The following is a 20,273-nucleotide window of genomic DNA, read 5'->3' on the forward strand; positions in this document are numbered from 1 at the left end:
TATTAGAGATTAATGATTGACTATTTCAAACCTTGCCATTGTCATTTTATCGGTTAAATTAAATGTAAATGATGTCATATGACTTGCTGTACCTAATACTGATTGAATAGTATCTGGTGTATCATTTCTAAATACATCTAATGGAATTAATGCAGGATTAGTACTTTGTGAACTATAAAGTAAAGTTGTATAAAAACTATATAATTCAGCAGATATTAAACCATTAATATAAGGAAATTGTGGTATTAATAAATTACTTGATAATTTAGCACCAATATCTAAACCACCCACAAAAGCATTCATAAATGACCCAAATATTGGTATAGTATTAAGATTAATTTTAATTGTTTCTCGTTCTGTTAAAGGTATTTCGTTTAAAGGATTATATATAAAATAATGCATTGCATTAATAGTATTTAATTGTTTAAATTTATTATTATTCATATTATAATGAGTATTGCCAATAAATTTTTTAGTATTTTTATTATAATATTGAAAATAAGGATTACCTGCTGTTGCATAATTATAATCTTCAATTTCTGCACTATTTAAAAAGTTATCATCTCAATAATTTACTAATCTTTTAGAAACATCAACTTTATTAGTATTTTTAGTTTTATTGACATTAGTTTTTAAATGTCCTTCATAATGTTTAAGCGCTCCATCATCATAATTTGGAGCAATTACTTTTTGTCAATCTTGATAACTATCCATAACTGATTGACCTTGAACAGTTAATATATAATTTGTTTCAGGTAATGCTTGAAAACTTATAGGGTCATATGTTGAACATTGATATTGTCATGGAAATAATAGTTTAGTTGGAAATTGTTGAAATTTATGTTGTTTAATATTATCAGGATTATGGTCAATATCTCTACCCCATAAAGCAATACTAAATTAATGGTAATTGTAAATCTTTACTTATTTTTTCTTGTAAACCATCTAAAGTAACTGTATCACTAGTAAAATATCTTATGATTTGATTTTGAGTATATGTTGTTTTAACATATATACTTTGGTCATCATATTGTAATATTGACCATGTACTTGCACTATATTCAGTTTCTAATACTCTTGCTACTCTTGATTGAGCATATGGTTGAGCAAAATTTAAAGATATTATTCCAGTTTTAGTTTTATCAATTTGAGTAATACTATAACCATAAGCAGATTTAATATGACAATCTTGATAAAATAATGAATCTAAATTATTTCATTCTTTTAATTTTTCAATTGCTCTTTTATATTCTTCATCTTCACTTGTTAAAGTATACCCATTACCTCACAGTAATTTAGAAGCATGATTAGCAATCATTTCTGTTAAATTAAGCATACATCACTTTGATGTTAATATTTCTGTATTACTCATATGTTATTTCCTTTCAAAATAAGGATTTATATTTGCACTTAAATTTCTAATATATGGTTCAATAGCATAATCAAATGCATCACGTAAATGGTCATTACCTGCTAATGGTATTTGCTTAATACTTTTAGGGTCTCAAACAGCAAGTCTAAATTCATCTAATAATAATTGTGCATTTAATTTTATATTTATATTTAAGCGTTCTGTTGCCATTAAAGCAATGTTTTTACCAATTCTAAACTCAAGTCTTAATTTCACACAATCTTTAAAATAAAGCCATGTATGAACTTTATATTTAATTGCTGTATCATTTAACATTTCAATAAAAGTATAATTACTAAAATCACAATATACAGTTAAACCATATTCATATAATAAGTTATAATCTTTTGCTAATTTAATATAAAATTCAACTACTAATTTTGCTAATTGTTTATTATCATAACGTACTAATTTATTTTCTATTTTTAAACAATCAATAATATTTACAAATTTAAAATCATAATCAAATCCTAATAATACACATGCCATAGCATCATCTTTAAAACCATAATCTAAACCTGCACTAAATCTATAACTTGGTTGTAATAATCTACTAACTTTATGAATAAGATGTGAATATATACCACCAGATTCATAACCTACTAAACCATGACTTCTAACTCTTGCACTAATAGGGTCTAATTTTTCTATTTCTAATAATTGTTGTTTATCACTATCTTTTAAGTAACTATTAAGTTTTCAATTTTGATAATGATAAATAGTATTATCAATAATAGTAAATTGTTCATATTCATTCATTATTTGTTTTTCATTTTGAGGGCATGAATTTATAGTTTTTTTAATAAATTCATTAAGAATACTTCAAGGATTACAACTTTCAATTTCTAATAATTGATTTGCACCACGAATAGCATCTTTTAAATCTTGATAATCATTTTCAGTAATTTCATATCTTTCATCACTTCATATAATTACATAATCATATAAATAATTACTGGCTAAACCAGTTAATTTAACATTACTATTATCTTGTGCATGTAAATATTTACAAGTTATTTTACTACCATTAAATTCAATAGTTTTTTTAGTTTCACTAATAATAAAATTAATTGTTGGATATGTTGCTTTAATAATTTGTTTTAATTCTTGTCAACTATCATTTAATTGTTTTGACATATTACGAATTAAATAAGCATGTATTTTAATATTATCTAACATTAATAAAATACCTAAGAATTCAATATCACTAAATGTTTTACCTGATTTACGTGAACCTAATTGTTTAATTTTAGTAATATTTAAAGATTGTTTTAAATACATTCTTTTAGCAATATCTAATAAATAACCAAAATTACTTAACATTTATTTTTACCTTTATTTTCTAAACTAATTGCTATAGGGGCGACATTATCACTATTTTTTATATCAATTTTTGTAGATAAATGATATTTATTAACATATGCTCTCTCTAAATATCATGATGAAGTATTTGCATTTGAAGTTAAATATCTTTGTAAATTTAAATGTTCAATTTGAGAATGCGCTCAATTAATTTGTTGTAAAAAAGTATTTCTTTTCTTTTGTTTTCAATTTCTAATAGTACTTTCAGTTATATCTAAATAAATTAACATACCTAATTTTGTAGGAATTTCTTTATTAGTTTCACAATGAGTAAAATAATTTACTAATTCTAGTTTTAATACTTTAGCATCATTAAAAATTGTTCTTAATTTTTCATTTTGCACATAAAAATCTCCTTAATTTTGTTTTAAAATACAAAAATTTATGATATACTTAATATAACTTTTAAGTTAGACTTGGGTAGTAAAACTTATAAAACTTTATTAAATAGTTCATATATATTTTATTTAATTTTTATAATTATATTATATCACAAAATTATAATTAAGGGTTAGAATTTTCCCTTGCAGAAGACAAAAATAAATGACGACTAGGAACTTTAATAAAGCAGTCTTATTTATTAATTGTGACAAATAGTCAAAAAATAGCATTTATTGTGCTATTTTTTTATTTCTTTTTTTAAATTTAAACATTTTCTTAAACTTATTTCCAAAACTATTTCAAAATTTAAATTCTGGGTGTTGTTTTTTATATATTTTACATGCTCAAAATAAACCAAAAAAATTTAATGATATAAATAAAAATAATATACCAATTTTTTTTCTTTATGACATAAATCATGACCTTTACATGTAATTAAAATTAAAAATATTATTCCAAATATAACTGAAAGTACTATTATATCTGTTAACCATTGCTCTATCATTTTTATTCTCTTTTCTATTTTTGATTTAATTGTACATTATTTTATTAAAAAAGAAAAGATAACTAATTAAAGTTATCTTTAAACGTTGCAATAGATTTGCTAGTTATTTCAATCGTTCTTTAAACTTAAAATTTTTTCAACAATAAATTAATAAATTTGATAAAATGCTAGGAGTTAAAAATAAATAGAAAGATGTTGAAAAATGTTTAGTTTTAAAGAATTTCAAGCAATTGAAATCAATAATAGTATAACAAAATTTGTTAAAAAAGTCGAAAATTGAGATGAATATTTTTTTCAAACTAGAGATAAAGATAGATATAAAGTTGCTAAAAAATGTAATAGAACAATAAATATTGAAATTGGATTTGCAACTTTTAATAGAAGAGTATATTGAGATAAAATAGAAAAAAGATATCGTTATTTTACTGATGAAGAATTTAATATTGAAAAACGTGCAAGAATTATTAAAGATTTAAAACAAGAGATAGCATCATATCTTGGCAGAAAAAAACATTATCAAGATATACAAGATATTTTAAAATATACTTATGTTTCAAAAGTAACAATTAGTAAAATTTATAAAAATGCAAAAATTGAAGAAAAATTACCAGAACAAAAATTTAAAGTAAAAAATAATGAATTTATTTATATTAATGCTGATGATTGTTTTGTTCCAGTGTGAAATAAAAATAATAAAAGAGAAATGCAAAAAATTCGTAGTATTAGTTATAATACTGGTAAAAAACAAATAGGTAAAAATAGAAATAAGTTATTATATAAAATATATACTTTTATGGGTGATTATAAATATAGTAATAAAGAATATTATTTACAAGCAAATCCGACAGTTGATTTTACTTGAAATGGATTAAAAAAATATTTTGAATTTGAAACTGCTAAATTAGTAGTATCTGGTGATGGTGCGAAATGAATATATAATTTAGCAAAATATTTAGGTGCTTATTATGTATTTGATAAATATCATGCTTTTTATTTTTTATGAACTGCATATAAACCTGATAAAAGAAAAAATAAAGTTAATCCCGAAAATTTAAAAAACTTTTTAATTGCTTGAAAATATTTTTGTAAAGGTCAATATGATGAATTAATAGCATTTTTGATTGAAACTAATATTAATAAAGATACTTTAAAGACTTTTGTAAATAATAAAGAAGGTATTATTAATCAACCTGCTAGTTGAAATATTGGCTGTAGTGCTGAAAGTGATATTCAACATTTAGTTAAATCTCAAACAAAAGGTGCAAAAATATATGCTTATCCAACATTGCTTAATAAGTAGTCAATACGGTAGTAATATGAGTGATGTAATTTTAGATAATCATTCATTAAATTGAGATTATAATCACATGAGTTTATAATGTTACCTTTAATTATTAGACTTATATACTCAGCATTAGCAAGTGATGATATTCGTGTATTAATTGTTAGTTTATTAAAAAAGGCTTTTCTCCCTTTATGTACTATTTTTAAATTTTATCACATAAATGCTGAGAAAAGCCTATCTACGGACTTCTCCCCACATTTTTAAATTAAACATAGCATTACAGTTTCAAAACTAGGTATGTTATTGAATTTATATGCAGCTTCTTTTGCATATAAATGAATATGATGTTTTGCAACTTTGATATGTGTTTTAAATGTTCTTCGTATATGTTTTCATACTGACTCAATTTGGTTGGTATTTACACCAGTTTTTGAAACATAGCCATCTTGATGGTTAACTGTTTCATGCTTAGTGAAAACCGATTTCAAATCGCGATATCCTTTTCAAGAATCAGTATGTACATCACACTTTGAAGAAATGTGGTTTATTGCAAACTGCAAAAGATTTTTACTGTTTGCGTTTTTCAATACTTTCACAATCAGATTGTTGGTTGTTTTTTCATAAATACCAACAATCAAGGTTTTGTTCAACAAGGATCTTCCTTGTTTTTTAAAACCCATATGTGAAAGATACATTTCATCCATTTGCACTATGCCCTCAACAATGAATTGAGGTTCTTGTTTAGCAATGGCACTTCGGATTTTATGACCCATTCTTCAAGCTGTTTTCAAGGTCACTCCCAATTCTTTTGCAACATCAGTTGATGGAATTCCATGTTTGGTGTTTATTCATCTAAAGATGAGATAAAACCAAGATATTAAAGGTGTTTGTGACTTTGAAAATATAGTGCCCGTGAGAATACTGAATGTTTGATGACATTTCAAACATCTCATTTTTCTTAAATTAGAAGTATTCAAATTAAAACTAGAACACCTAATACATTTGCTTTGTTTCAAACTTGCTATATATGCAAGACATTGTTTTTCAGTTTGAAAAGTATTATTGAACTCATTCAATTTCATTGTTTCCTCCACAAGTACATGTGGGGAGAAGTCCGTTAAAAAATTATAGTAAAGATACAGGATTAAAAGCAGTTTTAGATAGTGAAAATGTTAGTGAAGAAGAACTTGACCAACCATATTCAACTTTTAATCCAAATATTGCGAAAAAATTATTATCTATATTAAAACCTAATGAATTAACTACTTTAAAAACTGAATTAAATAAATTATTTAAAGATAATAAAACTAAAGATACTAAAGATTTAAATGATAAAGATATAGAAGAAACTAATAATAAAGATGAAAAAGGTTGAGTAGTATTATCTAGTTCATGATTAAAAAAAGGTAATTTTTATAAATCTAATAAATCATTAAAATTAGGTTTATTACAAGTATTAATACAAAGTGATACAAGTAAAAATAAACGTTGATATGGACCATATACCTATCCTAATGTAAGTGAAGAAACTTGAAACTTAATAAAAGTACAAAAAGGTAAAAATGGTAGTGGTGCTGGAACAATATTTTGAAGATATTTTTTAAGGAGTTTTTTACCTTCACAGATACGTAAATATGTTAAGAAACAACTTAAAGAACAGAAATGTATTAGTAAAGGTAAACAACGTTATAATGTGCTTAAATCAACGAATATTAATGTATTAAAAACAACTGCATTTATTAATAGATTAGAACGTGGATTTTTTAAACTTAAAGAATTTAAAACTTTACCAAAAACTGAATTAGGTAGTAGAGCATGAAGAGTAGAAAGAAAAGAATATTTAACTTTTCATAAAACTAATAATTTAAATAAAAATATTGGCATTTCTATTTATAAAAATAAAAGTAAATATAAAACATGAAAGTAGGTGGTAATTATTATTGAATTAGATAAACCAATTAAACCAATTGGTATATGAAATACTATTAATCCAATATCAAAAGATAATAAATAATATAAAATATTAAATAAGATTTGATTTAATAAAAATAGTACTCATATTGATAAAATTAAAAGGCTTTTCTCCCTTTATGTACTATTTTTAATTTTATCACATAAATGCTGAGAAAAGCCTAAATTTATTTCAAATTGTGGTGAAGATAGTCCTTTAAATGAATATATTCCTTATACTAATTTAGAATCATCAGATACTAGAACTAAAATCACTATTACTCATCCACAAAATAGATCAAGACCGGTTATTAATATTGATACTAGAGGTATTAATACATCTACTACAGTACCTGAATTTAAAAGTCCAAAAGAAACTATTGATATTAAATATGATAAAGAAACTCATATAGTTAATAGTGATGTTAGTGATAAAGTAATTTTGGTGGTGATTAATATGATAAATACAATGGAATATTTAAGTTGTGATAAATCAAAATGATATATTGATATACCAATGATTATTGCTCAAAAATCAACTAAATTATGATTAGGTAAAGGTTTTTTATTTAATTCAAGTAAAAAAGAAATATTAGATTATCTTAATGATATGAATTTAAAAGATAAATGATTAGAAAAATTTTATAAATTTGGTTTACAAAATTCATTAATGGGTAAAGTATTTATTATGATTATAATTAATGAATATAATAGTAAATCCCTTAAAATATTACCTAATAGTTTTTGTGGTAGAGTTGCTAAATATAATGAACAAGAACAAGCAGCAGAATTTTATTTTATTAATGAACAAGCAGATAGTGCAACTTTAACTTGAGTAACAATACAAAATGGAAAAGTTAAATATGAAACATATAAAGATAATAATAAAGATATTATTTTAGGTTCTACAAGAACTAAATTAAAACCAAATATAACACCATTAAATACTTATGAAATTAAAAATCCATTTAATTATATTCCTATTTTTGAAATAACTAATTTACCAATTATAAATTTATATGGTAATACAACTACTTTAAATGCATATCCAGATTGTACAGAAGTATGAGATTTAATATATGATTTAAATCGTGTTATTAGACAAAAAAGATTAGAAAGAGAATTAAATGTTACTACTTTATTTGCTTCATTAGATAATGAAACAGCAAAAGAAATGCAAGAAAATGGTAATATTATTGAAAATCCTAAAAAAGATATGATAGTTAATGTTGGTAGTGCAGGTTATGATAAAAATGGTAATGGTGGTATGCAAATTATTCAAGGTGACCCTAAATTTAGTTAATATTGATTAGATTATAATGGTACTGCTAAAGCCATATTTAATGGTGCAGGTTATGATTATGATGAACATGGTAATGATGTTTATACAAATAAAACACAAAGTATGTTTAATAATAAATTTGATATGGAAAAAACAGAAATTAAAATAGCATTTTATAGTGCTTATTTTTATCGTATATTTGATTTACTTCTTATTAGTGAAAATTTATGAAATGGTATTGGTGAAAGACCTTATTCATTTAAATTTATACCTATAGCAATGACTGACCAAATTATTAATTCAAGATTAAATAATGGTACTATGACAGTAAGTGAAGACATTGGTGAATATGATAATATTGACCAACTTATGGCAGAAAATAAATTAGAAAATATTATTATAGAAAATAAAAAATTAAATAAAGAATTAGGAGATAATGAAAATGAGCAATCATCAACGAATTCAATTAATGAAACACGCACATCTACATCTAAAGAGACAACAAGCAATAATTAAACGTTTAAGTCATTGAAAAATATTTCCATTTATAATTAATAATGGAGCAATACCTTTAACTGGAACTGGTTATAAACCTATTAATAGTAAAATTAGTGATTTTGGTCAATATGAATTAATACTTTCTGGTAATACTCCAGTTGTATGTATTTGAAAAAAAGTACTAATATATATCAAAAAAATAAAGGTATTACAGACCTAACTACTCATAAAAAAACAGGTCAAAATCAATATTATACTAAAAAATATAAAATTGGTGATTATTGAAATGCTTATTTAATTGATGATACAAGTGGTGTAGATTTTGGTGGTTTACCTAATAATAGTTTATTTAAAACAATTTCTACTACAAGACAATATACATTAGTTATGTTTGAAGAACAAATTACAGTAGATGATTATTTACAATTTTTTTTGTGTATTTAATGATAAAAATTAAAATATTGGTGGTAATACTGGTAAAAATCAAGATAGACAATTATTATATATTTCAAATGTAACTAATTATTATAGTCCTTATAATGGTGAATTTAGTATGCAGGTATTAACTTTTAGTTCAGTTAATGATAGAGCAGTAGCAAGTGGTCAAAATACACTTGATTATGTACAATATGCAAGTCCTGGTAGTGTTTATGCTTTCCCTACTATTCAAGAAGGAGAAGTAACGTTAAATTGTACTTTAATGCGCGATATTGGAGTTAGATATAGTCATAGACAATCTTATGGTTTAGAATTATTATCAAGTTGTTATTATTATGGTAGACCAATTATTCAAGGTCAAGCACCAATACAAAAAGAAAATGAAGAAATATTTTAACAAAAAGTATTTGCTTCAAGAAGATTATTGATTGCTGGTAATAATGACCATTCAAGTACATCAATTAAAAATAATGGTGGTTTATTAGCAGGTATTAATGATAAAATAACTACTAATAGTCATCCAGAAACTACATTTTATAATTTAATGGATGCAAAACCTACTGGTTATCTTAATTTTAAAAATTTTACAGAATGATTAAAAACTTCATTAAATTTTCAAGATAATTTATTTGTTACAAAAGATTTTAAAGGTATGTTAGCATTTGATAAAACAAAAGCAACTAATAGTAATGGTACAGCAATTGGAGAAGCTAAATTCTTTTGAGATAGTGAATGAAATATTAATAATATCTCTGGTAGCTATAATGTTGATATGTCTAGTAATTTTAAATATAAAGACCCAGATACTAATTTAATTATTGGTTCACCAACTGTAGATTATTCAAAAATAAGTCAAAAATATATGAGTGCTATATTAAATTTTAATTCAGTAGTATTTAGTAGTTTAATTCAAATGCCTTATGATTCAAATCAATGATTACCATTTGCATTAAGTGATATACCATTAATTGGTAAATTATTAAATGCTTTAACATTAGGTATTTGAAGTAGTTGAGTTATTACTCAAAATATTCAACAATATAAAAAAATGTTATATTTTAATGGTTTTATGTCTGCATTTTTTACAAGTAATTTAGAAAATATTATCGGTAATGGTGGTTTAATTCCATTAAATGTATTTACAAATGAAAATGATTTTGCTATTGGTAAATTATTAGGTGCAAATGTTAGTACAACTGCTATGACTATGAAATTAAGTGATAGAGTTAGTGTTTATCCATGAGACCCTACTACTGGGAAGAAATTAAGTGTAAAAGAGAAAATATCAACTGTTGATTTATCACAAAAGAAAAATAATAAAGTTTATATTTTAGCAGAAGATACAGAGTTTTTAGATATAGCAAGTCCATTTACTAATGAAGATAAAGATTGTCAATGAAATCCTACCCCTAATGGAGTTAGTGATGGTTCAAATTATGCTTATATTATTGATACAATTGTAACTCAATCATTACATCAAGGTGAAGAAAGACATACATTTTATAGTGATAATCAATTTACTTATCAAGGTGATTATAATGAACTTTCAGTTGCACAATTTAGATATAAAAATAAAGGTGCTTTAACTGGTAATGCTTTTAATTGAACTACTTTATATAAATTAAGGCTTTTCTCCCTTTATGTACTATTTTTAAATTTTATCACATAAATGCTGAGAAAAGCCTTATATTATTAAGTTAATTAACAAAGGAGTAAATTATGAATACAGAAAAAAACAATGTTAAAATTCATGAAATAAAAAAAGATAAATTTATTGATAAAATTTATAATAATACATTTTTCTTAATTACTATTTCTATAGTTTCCATAGTAGTTTTGTTGGTAGTTATTGCTCTTTTAGTTGCTTCATTTACTGTTTGAAACTAACATTCCCCCACAATCTTAAATATTAATGTATAATTTAAGTAATCTATTAGAATAGATAAATAGATTGAGTTTAAGGTTAAAAGTTATCAGAAATGATAACTTTTTATTTTCCAAAATTTATTTTAAAATCTATAAAAGTAATATATAATAAAAACACTTACTTATGTAAGTGTTAAATTCATTGTCTCATTAGGTTGGCACCTAATTAAAAAGTTACCAATTAAGGTAACTTTTTTTATTTATAAAGTAACACCATGATTACGATTATAATGATTATTTGAATTTAATAAATTTTCTTCATTATTTATATTTAATATGTCTTCTTGTAATAATACTGTTCTTTTGTTTGACTGTGGATTTGAATTTTTATCAGTATTTATTAATAATAATAATTTATTATATTTTTCTTCTAATTCTGTCAAACGTTTTATTAATATTTTCTTTTCATCATTATTATCAATTTTTCCAAATGATTTTTTTATATTATTTCAAATACAATTCATAGCACCAACTTGAATAAAATTCATTCAAAATATACCAGCAATAGAAGTTCCTATAACACTAATAGTTAAAGAATATTCCAAAATTTCTTCTTTTCATCAAGTAAAACTAAAAAAAGAAATCTCTTTTCCACTATTAATTTTTGTTGCTAAAACATTTCACATATTATTTAATTGTAAAGTTCCTACGCCAATTAAACTTCATACTGTTAATTTTTTAATTTTAATATTTCTCAATTCATATAATTTTTCTAATAAAAAATTCATTTTTTTTCTCCTTATCTAAATTAAAAAACTCATTTATTTTTTATTAAAATAATGAGTTAAAAACTATTATTAAGTTTATATTATTTTTATATCATAAATATTTATTAAATATGTATAATTTAATTACGGACTTCTCCCCACATGTACTTGTGGAGGAAACAATGAAATTGAATGAGTTCAATAATACTTTTCAAACTGAAAAACAATGTCTTGCATATATAGCAAGTTTGAAACAAAGCAAATGTATTAGGTGTTCTAGTTTTAATTTTAATACTTCTAATTTAAGAAAAATGAGATGTTTGAAATGTCATCAAACATTCAGTATTCTCACGGGCACTATATTTTCAAAGTCACAAACACCTTTAATATCTTGGTTTTATCTCATCTTTAGATGAATAAACACCAAACATGGAATTCCATCAACTGATGTTGCAAAAGAATTGGGAATGACCTTGAAAACAGCTTGAAGAATGGGTCATAAAATCCGAAGTGCCATTGCTAAACAAGAACCTCAATTCATTGTTGAGGGCATAGTGCAAATGGATGAAATGTATCTTTCACATATGGGTTTTGTTCAACAAGGAAGATCCTTATTGAACAAAACCTTGATTGTTGGTATTTATGAAAAAACAACCAACAATCTGATTGTGAAAGTATTGAAAAACGCAAACAGTAAAAATCTTTTGCAGTTTGCAATAAACCACATTTCTTCAAAGTGTGATGTACATACTGATTCTTGAAAAGGATATCGCGATTTGAAATCGGTTTTCACTAAGCATGAAACAGTTAACCATCAAGATGGCTATGTTTCAAAAACTGGTGTAAATACCAACCAAATTGAGTCAGTATGAAAACATATACGAAGAACATTTAAACACATATCAAAGTTGCAAAACATCATATTCATTTATATGCAAAAGAAGCTGCATATAAATTCAATAACATACCTAGTTTTGAAACTGTAATGCTATGTTTAATTTAAAAATGTGGGGAGAAGTCCGTAGATAGGCTTTTCTCAGCATTTATGTGATAAAATTTAAAAATAGTACATAAAGGGAGAAAAGCCTTTAATTATTAATGTTCTTTTTTATGTTTTTCACTTATGTCAATTAAATGTTTACTAATATTTATATAATTATTAATAATTATATTTAATACTTCTTGTTCAGTGTTAGTTAATTTAATATTTATTTGATTAGTAAATTCTTTAATTTGTTGTTCTATTTCTTTATTCATTATTTACTCCTTATTTTATTCTTCTTCATCAATTTCTATTTGAGAATTATGATGATGACATTGTTTACATCTTTCTTTTATATTTCACATTCTTACATTTATTTCATAATCATTTATCAATTCTTTAAATTCTTCAATATTATTTTTATCAATATGTAATTGTTTAAAATTTAAAGTAAAATCTTGTTCAACTGAAAAATGACCAACACTTACATTATAATATTTTTCTTTTTTTCATTTATTTAAAAATTCATCTATTGTACAATTTATCATTATTTACTCCTTAATTTTTATTTTATTATCATAATATTCTTTTATTTCTTTTACTTTATTATTAAAATCTAATTGATGTTTTTTACACATTTTAAAAAATTGAATAGAAGTATTTTCTAAATCTGTAGATTGTAATTTAATTAATACTTTTTTATTACAATCTTTAACAATACATTTTAATAATACTTTTTCTTGTTTTGGTTTTTGCATTAATTATTCTCCTTATTTTCTCTTCTTTTATTTCTTTCAATTTTTAATTTATGTTTATGTAATTTTTTATAACCCATTTTCTTTCATTTAATTTTCATTTTTTACTCCTTTTATAAATTTTTTCTTATTAAATTATTAAATAAACTGTAATTTTACTTTTATGAAAATTTTGATGTAACATTGCTCTTCATAAACTAAGATAAACATTATCACAAGAACAAATAAATAAATATTTTTTCATTATTTATTCTCCTATTAATCAAAATCTTTATTATTTCAACATTTATTACATAAATACATTTCAAATTTAGTATCTTTATCTTTTAATTTTCTATTATTTAATTTAATACTTGCTTTTTTATTACAGTAATAACAAATCATTATTTATTCTCCTTATTTATATAATATCAACCAATTAATAAACTTTCTGCTTGGTCATGGTCATTAATTTCTATATTTCAATTATTTTGTTTAATTAATCAATTTGCTATTTCTAATGATAATTCTTTATCTCAAGCACGTGGACCAATTCCTATTCAATCAAACTTAATAATATCTTCATTAATACTTTTACTTCATCAACTTTTTCATTCACTTGGACTTATTAACATATCTTTTGTTAATAATTTATTAAATTGTCCAGCAATAAAACCTCTTAAATGGTCTAAAGTTTCTTTACCACGACCCATTTTTGGATTAAATATACCACGTTCAATAATTAAAGTTAATTTACTAAGTATATTATCAATATCACTTTGTTGTAAAAAAGTATTTTTTTTAACAGTTAACATTGAAAAAATAAAATCATTAATTGCTCACTGGGGGTGGCAGTGCTGATGAATAAAGAATTAATTACAATATGTCCCCCAAAACGGGTCTATATACACTAGTTGCCAATCCGCTCCTACCCCAAGGATTACCATTATTCATGGTTAGTATATTTTATTAGGTATCACTCCACTTTTTATTTTTACATGCAAGTCCACATGCTAGCCACTATTTTGAACAACTGTGTTATGGTTCACTATTTTATGTCCCTAGCACGTGTTGATAATAGTGGTAAAGACGGTTATAAAATTTGCAAATCTTACAATTACAAAAAAAGACGATACTTATTTCTCGTCTTTTTGTGAATTTTGCTATAGATTGTAATGAGGGTTAGAAAGGAATCTATTGCCAGCAATGATGTAGTTATCGACATCTTCGCCATGCTCCCAATAAATCTTGAGATTGAAGAAAATTACAAAGAGGTCGTGGTATAAGAGTTCAAATAATCAATGATATTGAGAAAGAAACTGGAAAACAAAAATATCGTCCTGTCATTGTTATTAAGTCTTATCCAAGTCATGTAAAAGTACAACTAATGACAACTGAATCTAGCAATCATGATTATTTTAATATTAAAAATGATAATCATATCAATTTTATAAGACCTATATATTCTAGAACAATTAAGTTCAACGAGATTAGTGATATTTGAAAAGACACATTTAATAAATCTATTGAATTAGATCGATATAGTACATTTTTTATAAAACTTGTTCAGATGGAAATAAAAGAAAATTTTGGATACATTAAAAAAATAAAAAGCATTAACTATTCCTTGTATAACTTTCATCTTATAACATTAATATAATACCACTTAGGTATAAATATTTTTATTATTTATACCTACAATCACCGTTTATTAACTTTAATATAAATCATTTTTAACAATTGACTAGCAAAGAAGTATACTACTACTACTCCTGATAAATAAACATAAAAGATTGGTGAAATTGTTGTTAAACCAATAATAGTTCCTAATGCTGTATAAGGGATTAAAATCCCAATTCCGGTAATTAAAACGGTAGTACTGAATAACTGTCATGATGGACGACTTTGTAAAAAGGGGATTTTTGAAGTTCGTAATAACTGAACAATTAAGGTTTGACTAGTAACTCCTAAGATAAATCATCCTGTTTGAAATAACGATATTCAATATAAGGCATCTGCTCCTGATGAATTATTATAGTTGCTAAAAATATGTAAACCGTATCCTAAAAATAAGAAGGTGGTGATGTCAAAGAACGAACTTAAAGGACCATTTCAGAAGGCAAAGGGTAAAATACTCTTAGTATCTCACTTTTGTGGTTTAGCCACAAAGTCATTATCAACACGGTCTCAAGGAATTGCTAATTGTGAAATATCATATAACAAGTTTTGCAACAACAATTGAATAGCCATCATTGGTAAAAATGGTAATCAAATTGAAGCAATTAAAATACTTAGTGAATTACCAAAATTAGAAGAAATAGTAATTTTAATATATTTCAAAATATTACCAAAGGTAATCCGACCACTAACAACACCTTGTTCTAGAACTTCTAAATCTTTTTCTAATAAAATAATATCAGAAGCTTCTTTGGCAATATCAGTAGCACTATTAACAGAAATTCCCACATCAGCATGGTGTAAAGCCACAGCATCATTAATACCGTCACCTAAAAATCCAACAGTATAACCATTTAGTTTTAGCATATCAATAATACGTGCTTTTTGTAGTGGATCCATTTTTGCAAAAATAGTTGTTTTATCAACAATAGTGCGTAAAAGTTGGTCATCCATATTTTCAATATCAGTTCCCAACAATGGAACACCTGGTTCTAATCCTACTTTTTTACAAATGGCTTTAGTAACAATTTCATTATCACCAGTTAAGATTTTAACTGCTACCCCATGTTGATTTAATGAATTAATTGCTTTAATAGCACTTGGTTTGGGTACATCTAAAAAACCAATATATCCTGATAAAATTAATTTTTCTTCATCACTAATTTTAAAGATTTTTTTATCACTTGTAAATGGTTTATAGGCAATAGCAATTACCCGTAAGCCATCATTATTCAGATCAACACTTAATTTTAAAACATTATCTTTAATTTTATCAGTTAATGTAATAACTTTGCCACCAATATCAACTTGTGTACAAATTTTTAATATTTCTTCAACGGCACCCTTACAAATTAAAGTGTTAGTTACTTTATTTTTTGATACGACAACTGACATTCTACGTCGTGCAAAATCAAAAGGAATTTCATCAATTTTACGATATGGAATATCAGTAACACTATTATGATGAGCTTTAATATGTTCAACAATTGTTTTATCAATATTATTTTTTAATCCTGTTTGAAAAGAACTATTTAAATAAGCCATTGCTAACACTTTATCGGATTCAACACCTTCAGGATTTAAATGTTTAACTAACTCAATACGGTCTTCAGTTAATGTCCCAGTTTTATCGGTACATAAAATATCCATGGCGCCGAAATTTTGAATACTAGTTAAATTTTTAACAATAACTTTTTTACGTGATAATTTTACAGCACCTCGTGCTAGATTAGCACTAACAATCATTGGTAACATTTCTGGGGTAATACCTACAGCAACCGAGATTGAAAAGATTAACGCAGTTAAAATACTTTCTTTAGTAACGACATTAACAATAAAAATTAATGGTACCATCACACACATAAAACCAACTAAAATATAACTTACTTTTTTGATACCTTTATTAAAACTAGTAGTAGGTCGTTTTCCTGTGACAGCACTAGCAATCGAACCAAAGTATGTATTAGCACCTGTCGCCATAACAATAGCAATAGCACCACCAGAAACAACACTTGTTCCCATAAAACATAAGTTTTGTAGTTCCAAGATACTACTTTTCTTAACATCGTTAGTGGGGTCAATAGCGTGTTTCTCTACTGGTAAGGTTTCACCTGTTAAGGCTGCTTGATTAATAAATAAATCGGTTGATGCTAAAATTCGAACATCAGCAGGAATCATATCACCTGAAGATAAGAAAATAATATCACCAGGTACTAAATTCTCAATTAGTACTTCTTGCGTAAAATTTGAAATACTATTTAAATCATTAAAATCAATATTTTTATTTTTGTCCTGAAATCGAAAAACACTGGCGGTTGTTTCAATTAATTGTCTTAATTTTTCTGATGATTTATAGGAACGATAATCTTGAAAATAAGAAATAAATACGCTCATTACAATCATCACTAACACAATAATAGCACTAAACAAATCGACATTACGATCATCGCTATCATCAATCACACTATAACTAATAAAATTATAAATAACAATTAATGTTAATATAATAATAAATGGATTAATAATATTATGAACTAATTTTTTGTATCAGACAAAACGTTTATGAGAAAAAATATTTTTCCCATATTCTTTGATTCTATCTTCAACATCATTGATTTTTAAACCTTTCATATTACCATTTAATTTTTTGATGGCTTCTTCTTTTGACATTTGGGAGAATTTTTTAAACATAGTCGTTGTTTTTAGTTCTTTATGTTTCTTCTTTCAAAAGCGCATGACACAAAACCCCAGTTCTAAACTTGTTTACTTTAATTGTATACTATAAATAAAAAAACTTTATTCAAAGAGAATAAAGTCGTGATAATTACAAAAAATAGCAGGACATTAATATTCCCTCGTTGCAGAATGAGCACGATATAGCTTAGGGTATACTACCAGCTACATTAGCAAAAGCCTTAATCCGACTGTTGCTGTTGACCCATAAAATGTCTTTGGACATAGGATGGGCGCAGTAGCGTATTTCTATAAAGGAGCCTTTTTGAACAGAATATAATTATTAGTTTTTAAAATACAAGTTATTTATAACAGAATTAAAAATAAACATCAATCAATATTGATATAATTAACCTAATCTTTATCTATTTCCCATATTGATGATTAATATTACGTTATTAAAATATTCGTGTTATAATATTAAAAATGTAAGTCCTTAAACTTTTTTACAAGTTTAGAGATTTGCATTTTTTATTTAAGAACATAAGAGAGGAATAATTGAAATGGCTAAATCTTATGAATTAATTACTGAAGAAATGATTACCCGTAATCTTGATATTGTTAAAGCTTTTCAACTTCAGTTAAAAATAAAAACACTATAGATTTGAAAAAAAGATAGTACAAAAGATATTTTTACAACATCAATTCTAAAAGAGATAAAAGAAAATAAAATAAGGCTTTTCTCAGCATTTATGTGATAAAATTTAAAATAGTACATAAAGGGAGAAAAGCCTTGTTAAAAAATGAAAAAGATAATCTTGTCAAAGTAAACAAAGAATTAACTAATCAAATTCAAAATTCAAATACTCAAAAAGAGAAACGTAAATTACAAGAAAAACTAAAAAAGAATGAAACATTGCTTAAAGAAGTAACTAGCAAATTAACACAACTTGAAATAGAAAACCAACAATTAACAATTCAAAACCAGCAAAGACTGTCAACAGAAATTGAATTACAAAATAAAATAGAGACTTTAAATCAAGAATTACAAAATTTACAGCCTGCAGTTGACTTATCCTCAAGTTATGACCTATGCCCTGCTACTTGCGTTACAAAACACATTCAAAATGTTACAAGCACTTATACCCAATATCTTTACGAATCATCAAACAATAACACAATAGTAACACCAGTAGAAGTAACTACAGATATACCCGTAGTAGTAGCTGTTAACATAGAATCAGGAGTTTATCTTAAACCGGGCGCATAACTTTAACTCATAGATTAAAACTAACAAGAACGATATAACTATCGTTCTTTTTTTGTTAAGAATTAAATCAACTGTCATAGAAGTCAAATTGTGAGTACGAAATGTAAATACTTCTATATCAGGATAAAAGCGTGATTTTAAAATATTAATAGAATTGTTAAATTATCTAATTGAGATTGATTTATATTAGCGCATAGGAAATAGTTTAACCATAAACCCTGTTTTATTTCTATTTTTAAATCATTACACATAAAGGGGGTTATATATTACATACATACCTTATCAATTATATATTAACATAAATTAAATAATTAGTAATATATATTTAATTTATTTAGGTCTTGTCACCACTAGTGAACAAGAACCGCAAACATATACGTATTAATATATTGACCTTTCTGCTGTAGGCAACGGTCAATATTAAAAAATTTTTAAGGAGAAATAAAATGACTAGAAATGAATTTAATGAAAAATATAGAAAACATGATATCAAAATTGATAGAGATTTTGATTTACATATTGAGAATTGTTTTAAATTTACTGAAATTAACATATTAGAAGAAGCAATTAATGATTATAAAAAAATAATTAATGAAATGCCACAATTAGTTAAAGATTGATTGTTATTTTTAAAATAATTAAGAAAGGAGAAAAGATAATTCAATATGCTTATTTATTAAAATATAAAGTTAATTATACTGATGAAATAAAATATAAAGTATTTACTAAAATTGAAAATGCTATTAATTTTCATAAAAATTATAAACATCCTATATTAAATGATACTTATGAAAGAATAGTTACTACAAAAGCATTTATTACAAATTATGAAATATTAGTAATGGAATTAGATATAAATAGTTAAAAGGAGAATATATATGTATTTATGAAAAGAAAATCTTGAATATAAAAAAACTTATTTAAATAATATTATTACTAATAGTTGTGATATTTGTCGTAAAAAATCATCTATAAATAATAGAACATGTAATAAATGTTTTAAAAGGTTAAGTAATTATGAATAATTTAATTTTTAAAAAGATACACATCAATATTTTTTAGAAGATAAAGAATTAATATCAGTTTCTAGAATTATTGATAATTATTTAGGTTTTGGTTATAGTCATATATCACCAGAAGTTTTAAAAAATGCTGCAGTTCGTGGTAAATGAGTTCATAAACTTAATGAATT

Annotated in this window: 28 protein-coding genes and 1 riboswitch; of the genes, 15 read left to right on the forward strand and 13 right to left on the reverse strand. The window is 24.3% G+C overall.

From position 1 onward, the window contains the following. Nucleotides 1–9: 9 nt before the first annotated feature. The 4 genes from ACFEL4_RS04930 to ACFEL4_RS04945 all read right to left on the reverse strand — a co-directional run bounded on the left by ACFEL4_RS04930 (nucleotide 10) and on the right by ACFEL4_RS04945 (nucleotide 3,117). Complete coding sequence (locus tag ACFEL4_RS04930; RefSeq protein WP_375316799.1) at nucleotides 10–714, reverse strand: hypothetical protein; 705 nt, start codon at nucleotides 712–714, stop codon at nucleotides 10–12. Nucleotides 715–895: 181 nt separating this feature from the next. Continuing rightward, a complete protein-coding gene (locus ACFEL4_RS04935) occupies nucleotides 896–1,372 on the reverse strand; it encodes a hypothetical protein (protein WP_375316800.1) in 477 nt (158 codons plus the stop codon). A gap of 3 nt (nucleotides 1,373–1,375) precedes the next feature. After that, nucleotides 1,376–2,734 (reverse strand): phage terminase large subunit, encoded by a 1,359-nt coding sequence (locus ACFEL4_RS04940; protein ID WP_375316801.1) that lies wholly within the window; start codon nucleotides 2,732–2,734, stop codon nucleotides 1,376–1,378. Then, a complete protein-coding gene (locus tag ACFEL4_RS04945) occupies nucleotides 2,728–3,117 on the reverse strand; it encodes a terminase small subunit (protein ID WP_375316802.1) in 390 nt (129 codons plus the stop codon). The genes ACFEL4_RS04940 and ACFEL4_RS04945 overlap by 7 nt, the downstream gene beginning before the upstream one ends. Before the next feature lie 744 nt (nucleotides 3,118–3,861). On the opposite strand from ACFEL4_RS04945, the gene ACFEL4_RS04950 reads away from it, so the two are divergent. Next, entirely contained in the window at nucleotides 3,862–4,959 is a 1,098-nt protein-coding gene (locus tag ACFEL4_RS04950; RefSeq protein WP_375316803.1) for an Mbov_0401 family ICE element transposase-like protein, read from the forward strand. A gap of 78 nt (nucleotides 4,960–5,037) precedes the next feature. Then, nucleotides 5,038–5,208 carry a hypothetical protein gene (locus tag ACFEL4_RS04955; RefSeq protein ID WP_375316804.1) on the forward strand — a complete coding sequence of 57 codons (171 nt, stop codon included), beginning with the start codon at nucleotides 5,038–5,040 and terminating at the stop codon, nucleotides 5,206–5,208. On the opposite strand, the gene ACFEL4_RS04960 is transcribed toward ACFEL4_RS04955, so the two are convergent. Then, nucleotides 5,205–6,026, reverse strand: coding sequence for an IS1595 family transposase (locus ACFEL4_RS04960; RefSeq protein WP_375316797.1), 822 nt, complete (start codon nucleotides 6,024–6,026; stop codon nucleotides 5,205–5,207). The two genes, ACFEL4_RS04955 and ACFEL4_RS04960, sit on opposite strands and share 4 nt — an antisense overlap. On the opposite strand from ACFEL4_RS04960, the gene ACFEL4_RS04965 reads away from it, so the two are divergent. The 8 genes from ACFEL4_RS04965 (at nucleotide 6,026) to ACFEL4_RS05000 (ending at nucleotide 10,999) form a co-directional block, all read left to right on the forward strand. Next, nucleotides 6,026–6,871: a hypothetical protein gene (locus ACFEL4_RS04965; RefSeq protein WP_375316805.1), complete on the forward strand. Its 846-nt coding sequence runs from the start codon at nucleotides 6,026–6,028 to the stop codon at nucleotides 6,869–6,871. The two genes, ACFEL4_RS04960 and ACFEL4_RS04965, sit on opposite strands and share 1 nt — an antisense overlap. A gap of 480 nt (nucleotides 6,872–7,351) precedes the next feature. After that, complete coding sequence (locus tag ACFEL4_RS04970) at nucleotides 7,352–8,197, forward strand: hypothetical protein (RefSeq protein WP_375316806.1); 846 nt, start codon at nucleotides 7,352–7,354, stop codon at nucleotides 8,195–8,197. A 102-nt stretch (nucleotides 8,198–8,299) separates the two neighbouring features. Then, nucleotides 8,300–8,692, forward strand: a complete 393-nt coding sequence (locus ACFEL4_RS04975) for a hypothetical protein (protein WP_375316807.1) — start codon at nucleotides 8,300–8,302, stop codon at nucleotides 8,690–8,692. Then, entirely contained in the window at nucleotides 8,646–8,894 is a 249-nt protein-coding gene (locus ACFEL4_RS04980) for a hypothetical protein (RefSeq protein WP_375316808.1), read from the forward strand. The genes ACFEL4_RS04975 and ACFEL4_RS04980 overlap by 47 nt, the downstream gene beginning before the upstream one ends. Then, complete coding sequence (locus ACFEL4_RS04985; RefSeq protein WP_375316809.1) at nucleotides 8,837–9,118, forward strand: hypothetical protein; 282 nt, start codon at nucleotides 8,837–8,839, stop codon at nucleotides 9,116–9,118. Before ACFEL4_RS04980 ends, ACFEL4_RS04985 begins: the two co-directional genes overlap by 58 nt. 109 nt (nucleotides 9,119–9,227) lie before the next feature. Further along, nucleotides 9,228–9,509: a hypothetical protein gene (locus ACFEL4_RS04990; protein ID WP_375316810.1), complete on the forward strand. Its 282-nt coding sequence runs from the start codon at nucleotides 9,228–9,230 to the stop codon at nucleotides 9,507–9,509. A gap of 27 nt (nucleotides 9,510–9,536) precedes the next feature. After that, nucleotides 9,537–10,781, forward strand: a complete 1,245-nt coding sequence (locus ACFEL4_RS04995; protein WP_375316811.1) for a hypothetical protein — start codon at nucleotides 9,537–9,539, stop codon at nucleotides 10,779–10,781. 50 nt (nucleotides 10,782–10,831) lie between these two features. Next, nucleotides 10,832–10,999, forward strand: coding sequence for a hypothetical protein (locus ACFEL4_RS05000; protein ID WP_375316812.1), 168 nt, complete (start codon nucleotides 10,832–10,834; stop codon nucleotides 10,997–10,999). Between the two features lie 239 nt (nucleotides 11,000–11,238). Here the strand turns inward: ACFEL4_RS05000 and ACFEL4_RS05005 are convergent, their stop codons facing one another. Both ACFEL4_RS05005 and ACFEL4_RS05010 read right to left on the reverse strand, forming a co-directional pair. Then, the gene (locus ACFEL4_RS05005) at nucleotides 11,239–11,766 is read right to left on the reverse strand and encodes a hypothetical protein (RefSeq protein ID WP_375316813.1); all 528 of its coding nucleotides are present in this window, start codon (nucleotides 11,764–11,766) and stop codon (nucleotides 11,239–11,241) included. 43 nt (nucleotides 11,767–11,809) lie between these two features. Then, entirely contained in the window at nucleotides 11,810–11,947 is a 138-nt protein-coding gene (locus tag ACFEL4_RS05010) for a hypothetical protein (protein WP_375316814.1), read from the reverse strand. Between ACFEL4_RS05010 and ACFEL4_RS05015 the strand changes: the two genes are divergently transcribed. Then, nucleotides 11,928–12,731, forward strand: a complete 804-nt coding sequence (locus ACFEL4_RS05015; RefSeq protein WP_375316815.1) for an IS1595 family transposase — start codon at nucleotides 11,928–11,930, stop codon at nucleotides 12,729–12,731. The two genes, ACFEL4_RS05010 and ACFEL4_RS05015, sit on opposite strands and share 20 nt — an antisense overlap. Before the next feature lie 109 nt (nucleotides 12,732–12,840). Here the strand turns inward: ACFEL4_RS05015 and ACFEL4_RS05020 are convergent, their stop codons facing one another. The 6 genes from ACFEL4_RS05020 to mgtA form a co-directional block, all read right to left on the reverse strand. Further along, on the reverse strand, nucleotides 12,841–13,002 hold the full coding sequence (locus ACFEL4_RS05020; RefSeq protein ID WP_375316816.1) for a hypothetical protein: 162 nt from the start codon (nucleotides 13,000–13,002) through the stop codon (nucleotides 12,841–12,843). A 15-nt stretch (nucleotides 13,003–13,017) separates the two neighbouring features. Next, nucleotides 13,018–13,275 (reverse strand): hypothetical protein, encoded by a 258-nt coding sequence (locus ACFEL4_RS05025; RefSeq protein ID WP_375316817.1) that lies wholly within the window; start codon nucleotides 13,273–13,275, stop codon nucleotides 13,018–13,020. A gap of 3 nt (nucleotides 13,276–13,278) precedes the next feature. After that, nucleotides 13,279–13,485, reverse strand: a complete 207-nt coding sequence (locus ACFEL4_RS05030) for a hypothetical protein (protein ID WP_375316818.1) — start codon at nucleotides 13,483–13,485, stop codon at nucleotides 13,279–13,281. A gap of 255 nt (nucleotides 13,486–13,740) precedes the next feature. Then, nucleotides 13,741–13,866, reverse strand: a complete 126-nt coding sequence (locus tag ACFEL4_RS05035) for a hypothetical protein (RefSeq protein WP_342218012.1) — start codon at nucleotides 13,864–13,866, stop codon at nucleotides 13,741–13,743. Beyond that, nucleotides 13,866–14,276: a hypothetical protein gene (locus ACFEL4_RS05040; protein ID WP_375316819.1), complete on the reverse strand. Its 411-nt coding sequence runs from the start codon at nucleotides 14,274–14,276 to the stop codon at nucleotides 13,866–13,868. Before ACFEL4_RS05040 ends, ACFEL4_RS05035 begins: the two co-directional genes overlap by 1 nt. A gap of 880 nt (nucleotides 14,277–15,156) precedes the next feature. Further along, on the reverse strand, nucleotides 15,157–17,874 hold the full coding sequence (gene mgtA, locus ACFEL4_RS05045; RefSeq protein ID WP_375316820.1) for a magnesium-translocating P-type ATPase: 2,718 nt from the start codon (nucleotides 17,872–17,874) through the stop codon (nucleotides 15,157–15,159). Nucleotides 17,875–17,982: 108 nt separating this feature from the next. Next, a riboswitch (M-box (ykoK) riboswitch) is annotated at nucleotides 17,983–18,152 on the reverse strand. Nucleotides 18,153–18,604: 452 nt separating this feature from the next. Here mgtA and ACFEL4_RS05050 point away from each other — a divergent pair. The 4 genes from ACFEL4_RS05050 to ACFEL4_RS05065 all read left to right on the forward strand — a co-directional run bounded on the left by ACFEL4_RS05050 (nucleotide 18,605) and on the right by ACFEL4_RS05065 (nucleotide 20,106). Beyond that, a complete protein-coding gene (locus ACFEL4_RS05050; protein ID WP_375316821.1) occupies nucleotides 18,605–19,081 on the forward strand; it encodes a hypothetical protein in 477 nt (158 codons plus the stop codon). A 446-nt stretch (nucleotides 19,082–19,527) separates the two neighbouring features. Continuing rightward, entirely contained in the window at nucleotides 19,528–19,719 is a 192-nt protein-coding gene (locus tag ACFEL4_RS05055; protein WP_375316822.1) for a hypothetical protein, read from the forward strand. After that, nucleotides 19,698–19,946 (forward strand): hypothetical protein, encoded by a 249-nt coding sequence (locus tag ACFEL4_RS05060; RefSeq protein WP_375316823.1) that lies wholly within the window; start codon nucleotides 19,698–19,700, stop codon nucleotides 19,944–19,946. The genes ACFEL4_RS05055 and ACFEL4_RS05060 overlap by 22 nt, the downstream gene beginning before the upstream one ends. A gap of 13 nt (nucleotides 19,947–19,959) precedes the next feature. Further along, nucleotides 19,960–20,106, forward strand: a complete 147-nt coding sequence (locus ACFEL4_RS05065; protein WP_375316824.1) for a hypothetical protein — start codon at nucleotides 19,960–19,962, stop codon at nucleotides 20,104–20,106. Nucleotides 20,107–20,273: the final 167 nt, after the last annotated feature.

This window comes from Spiroplasma endosymbiont of Virgichneumon dumeticola (genome assembly GCF_964264745.1).
GTDB lineage: Bacteria > Bacillota_I > Bacilli_A > Mycoplasmatales > VBWQ01 > Spiroplasma_E.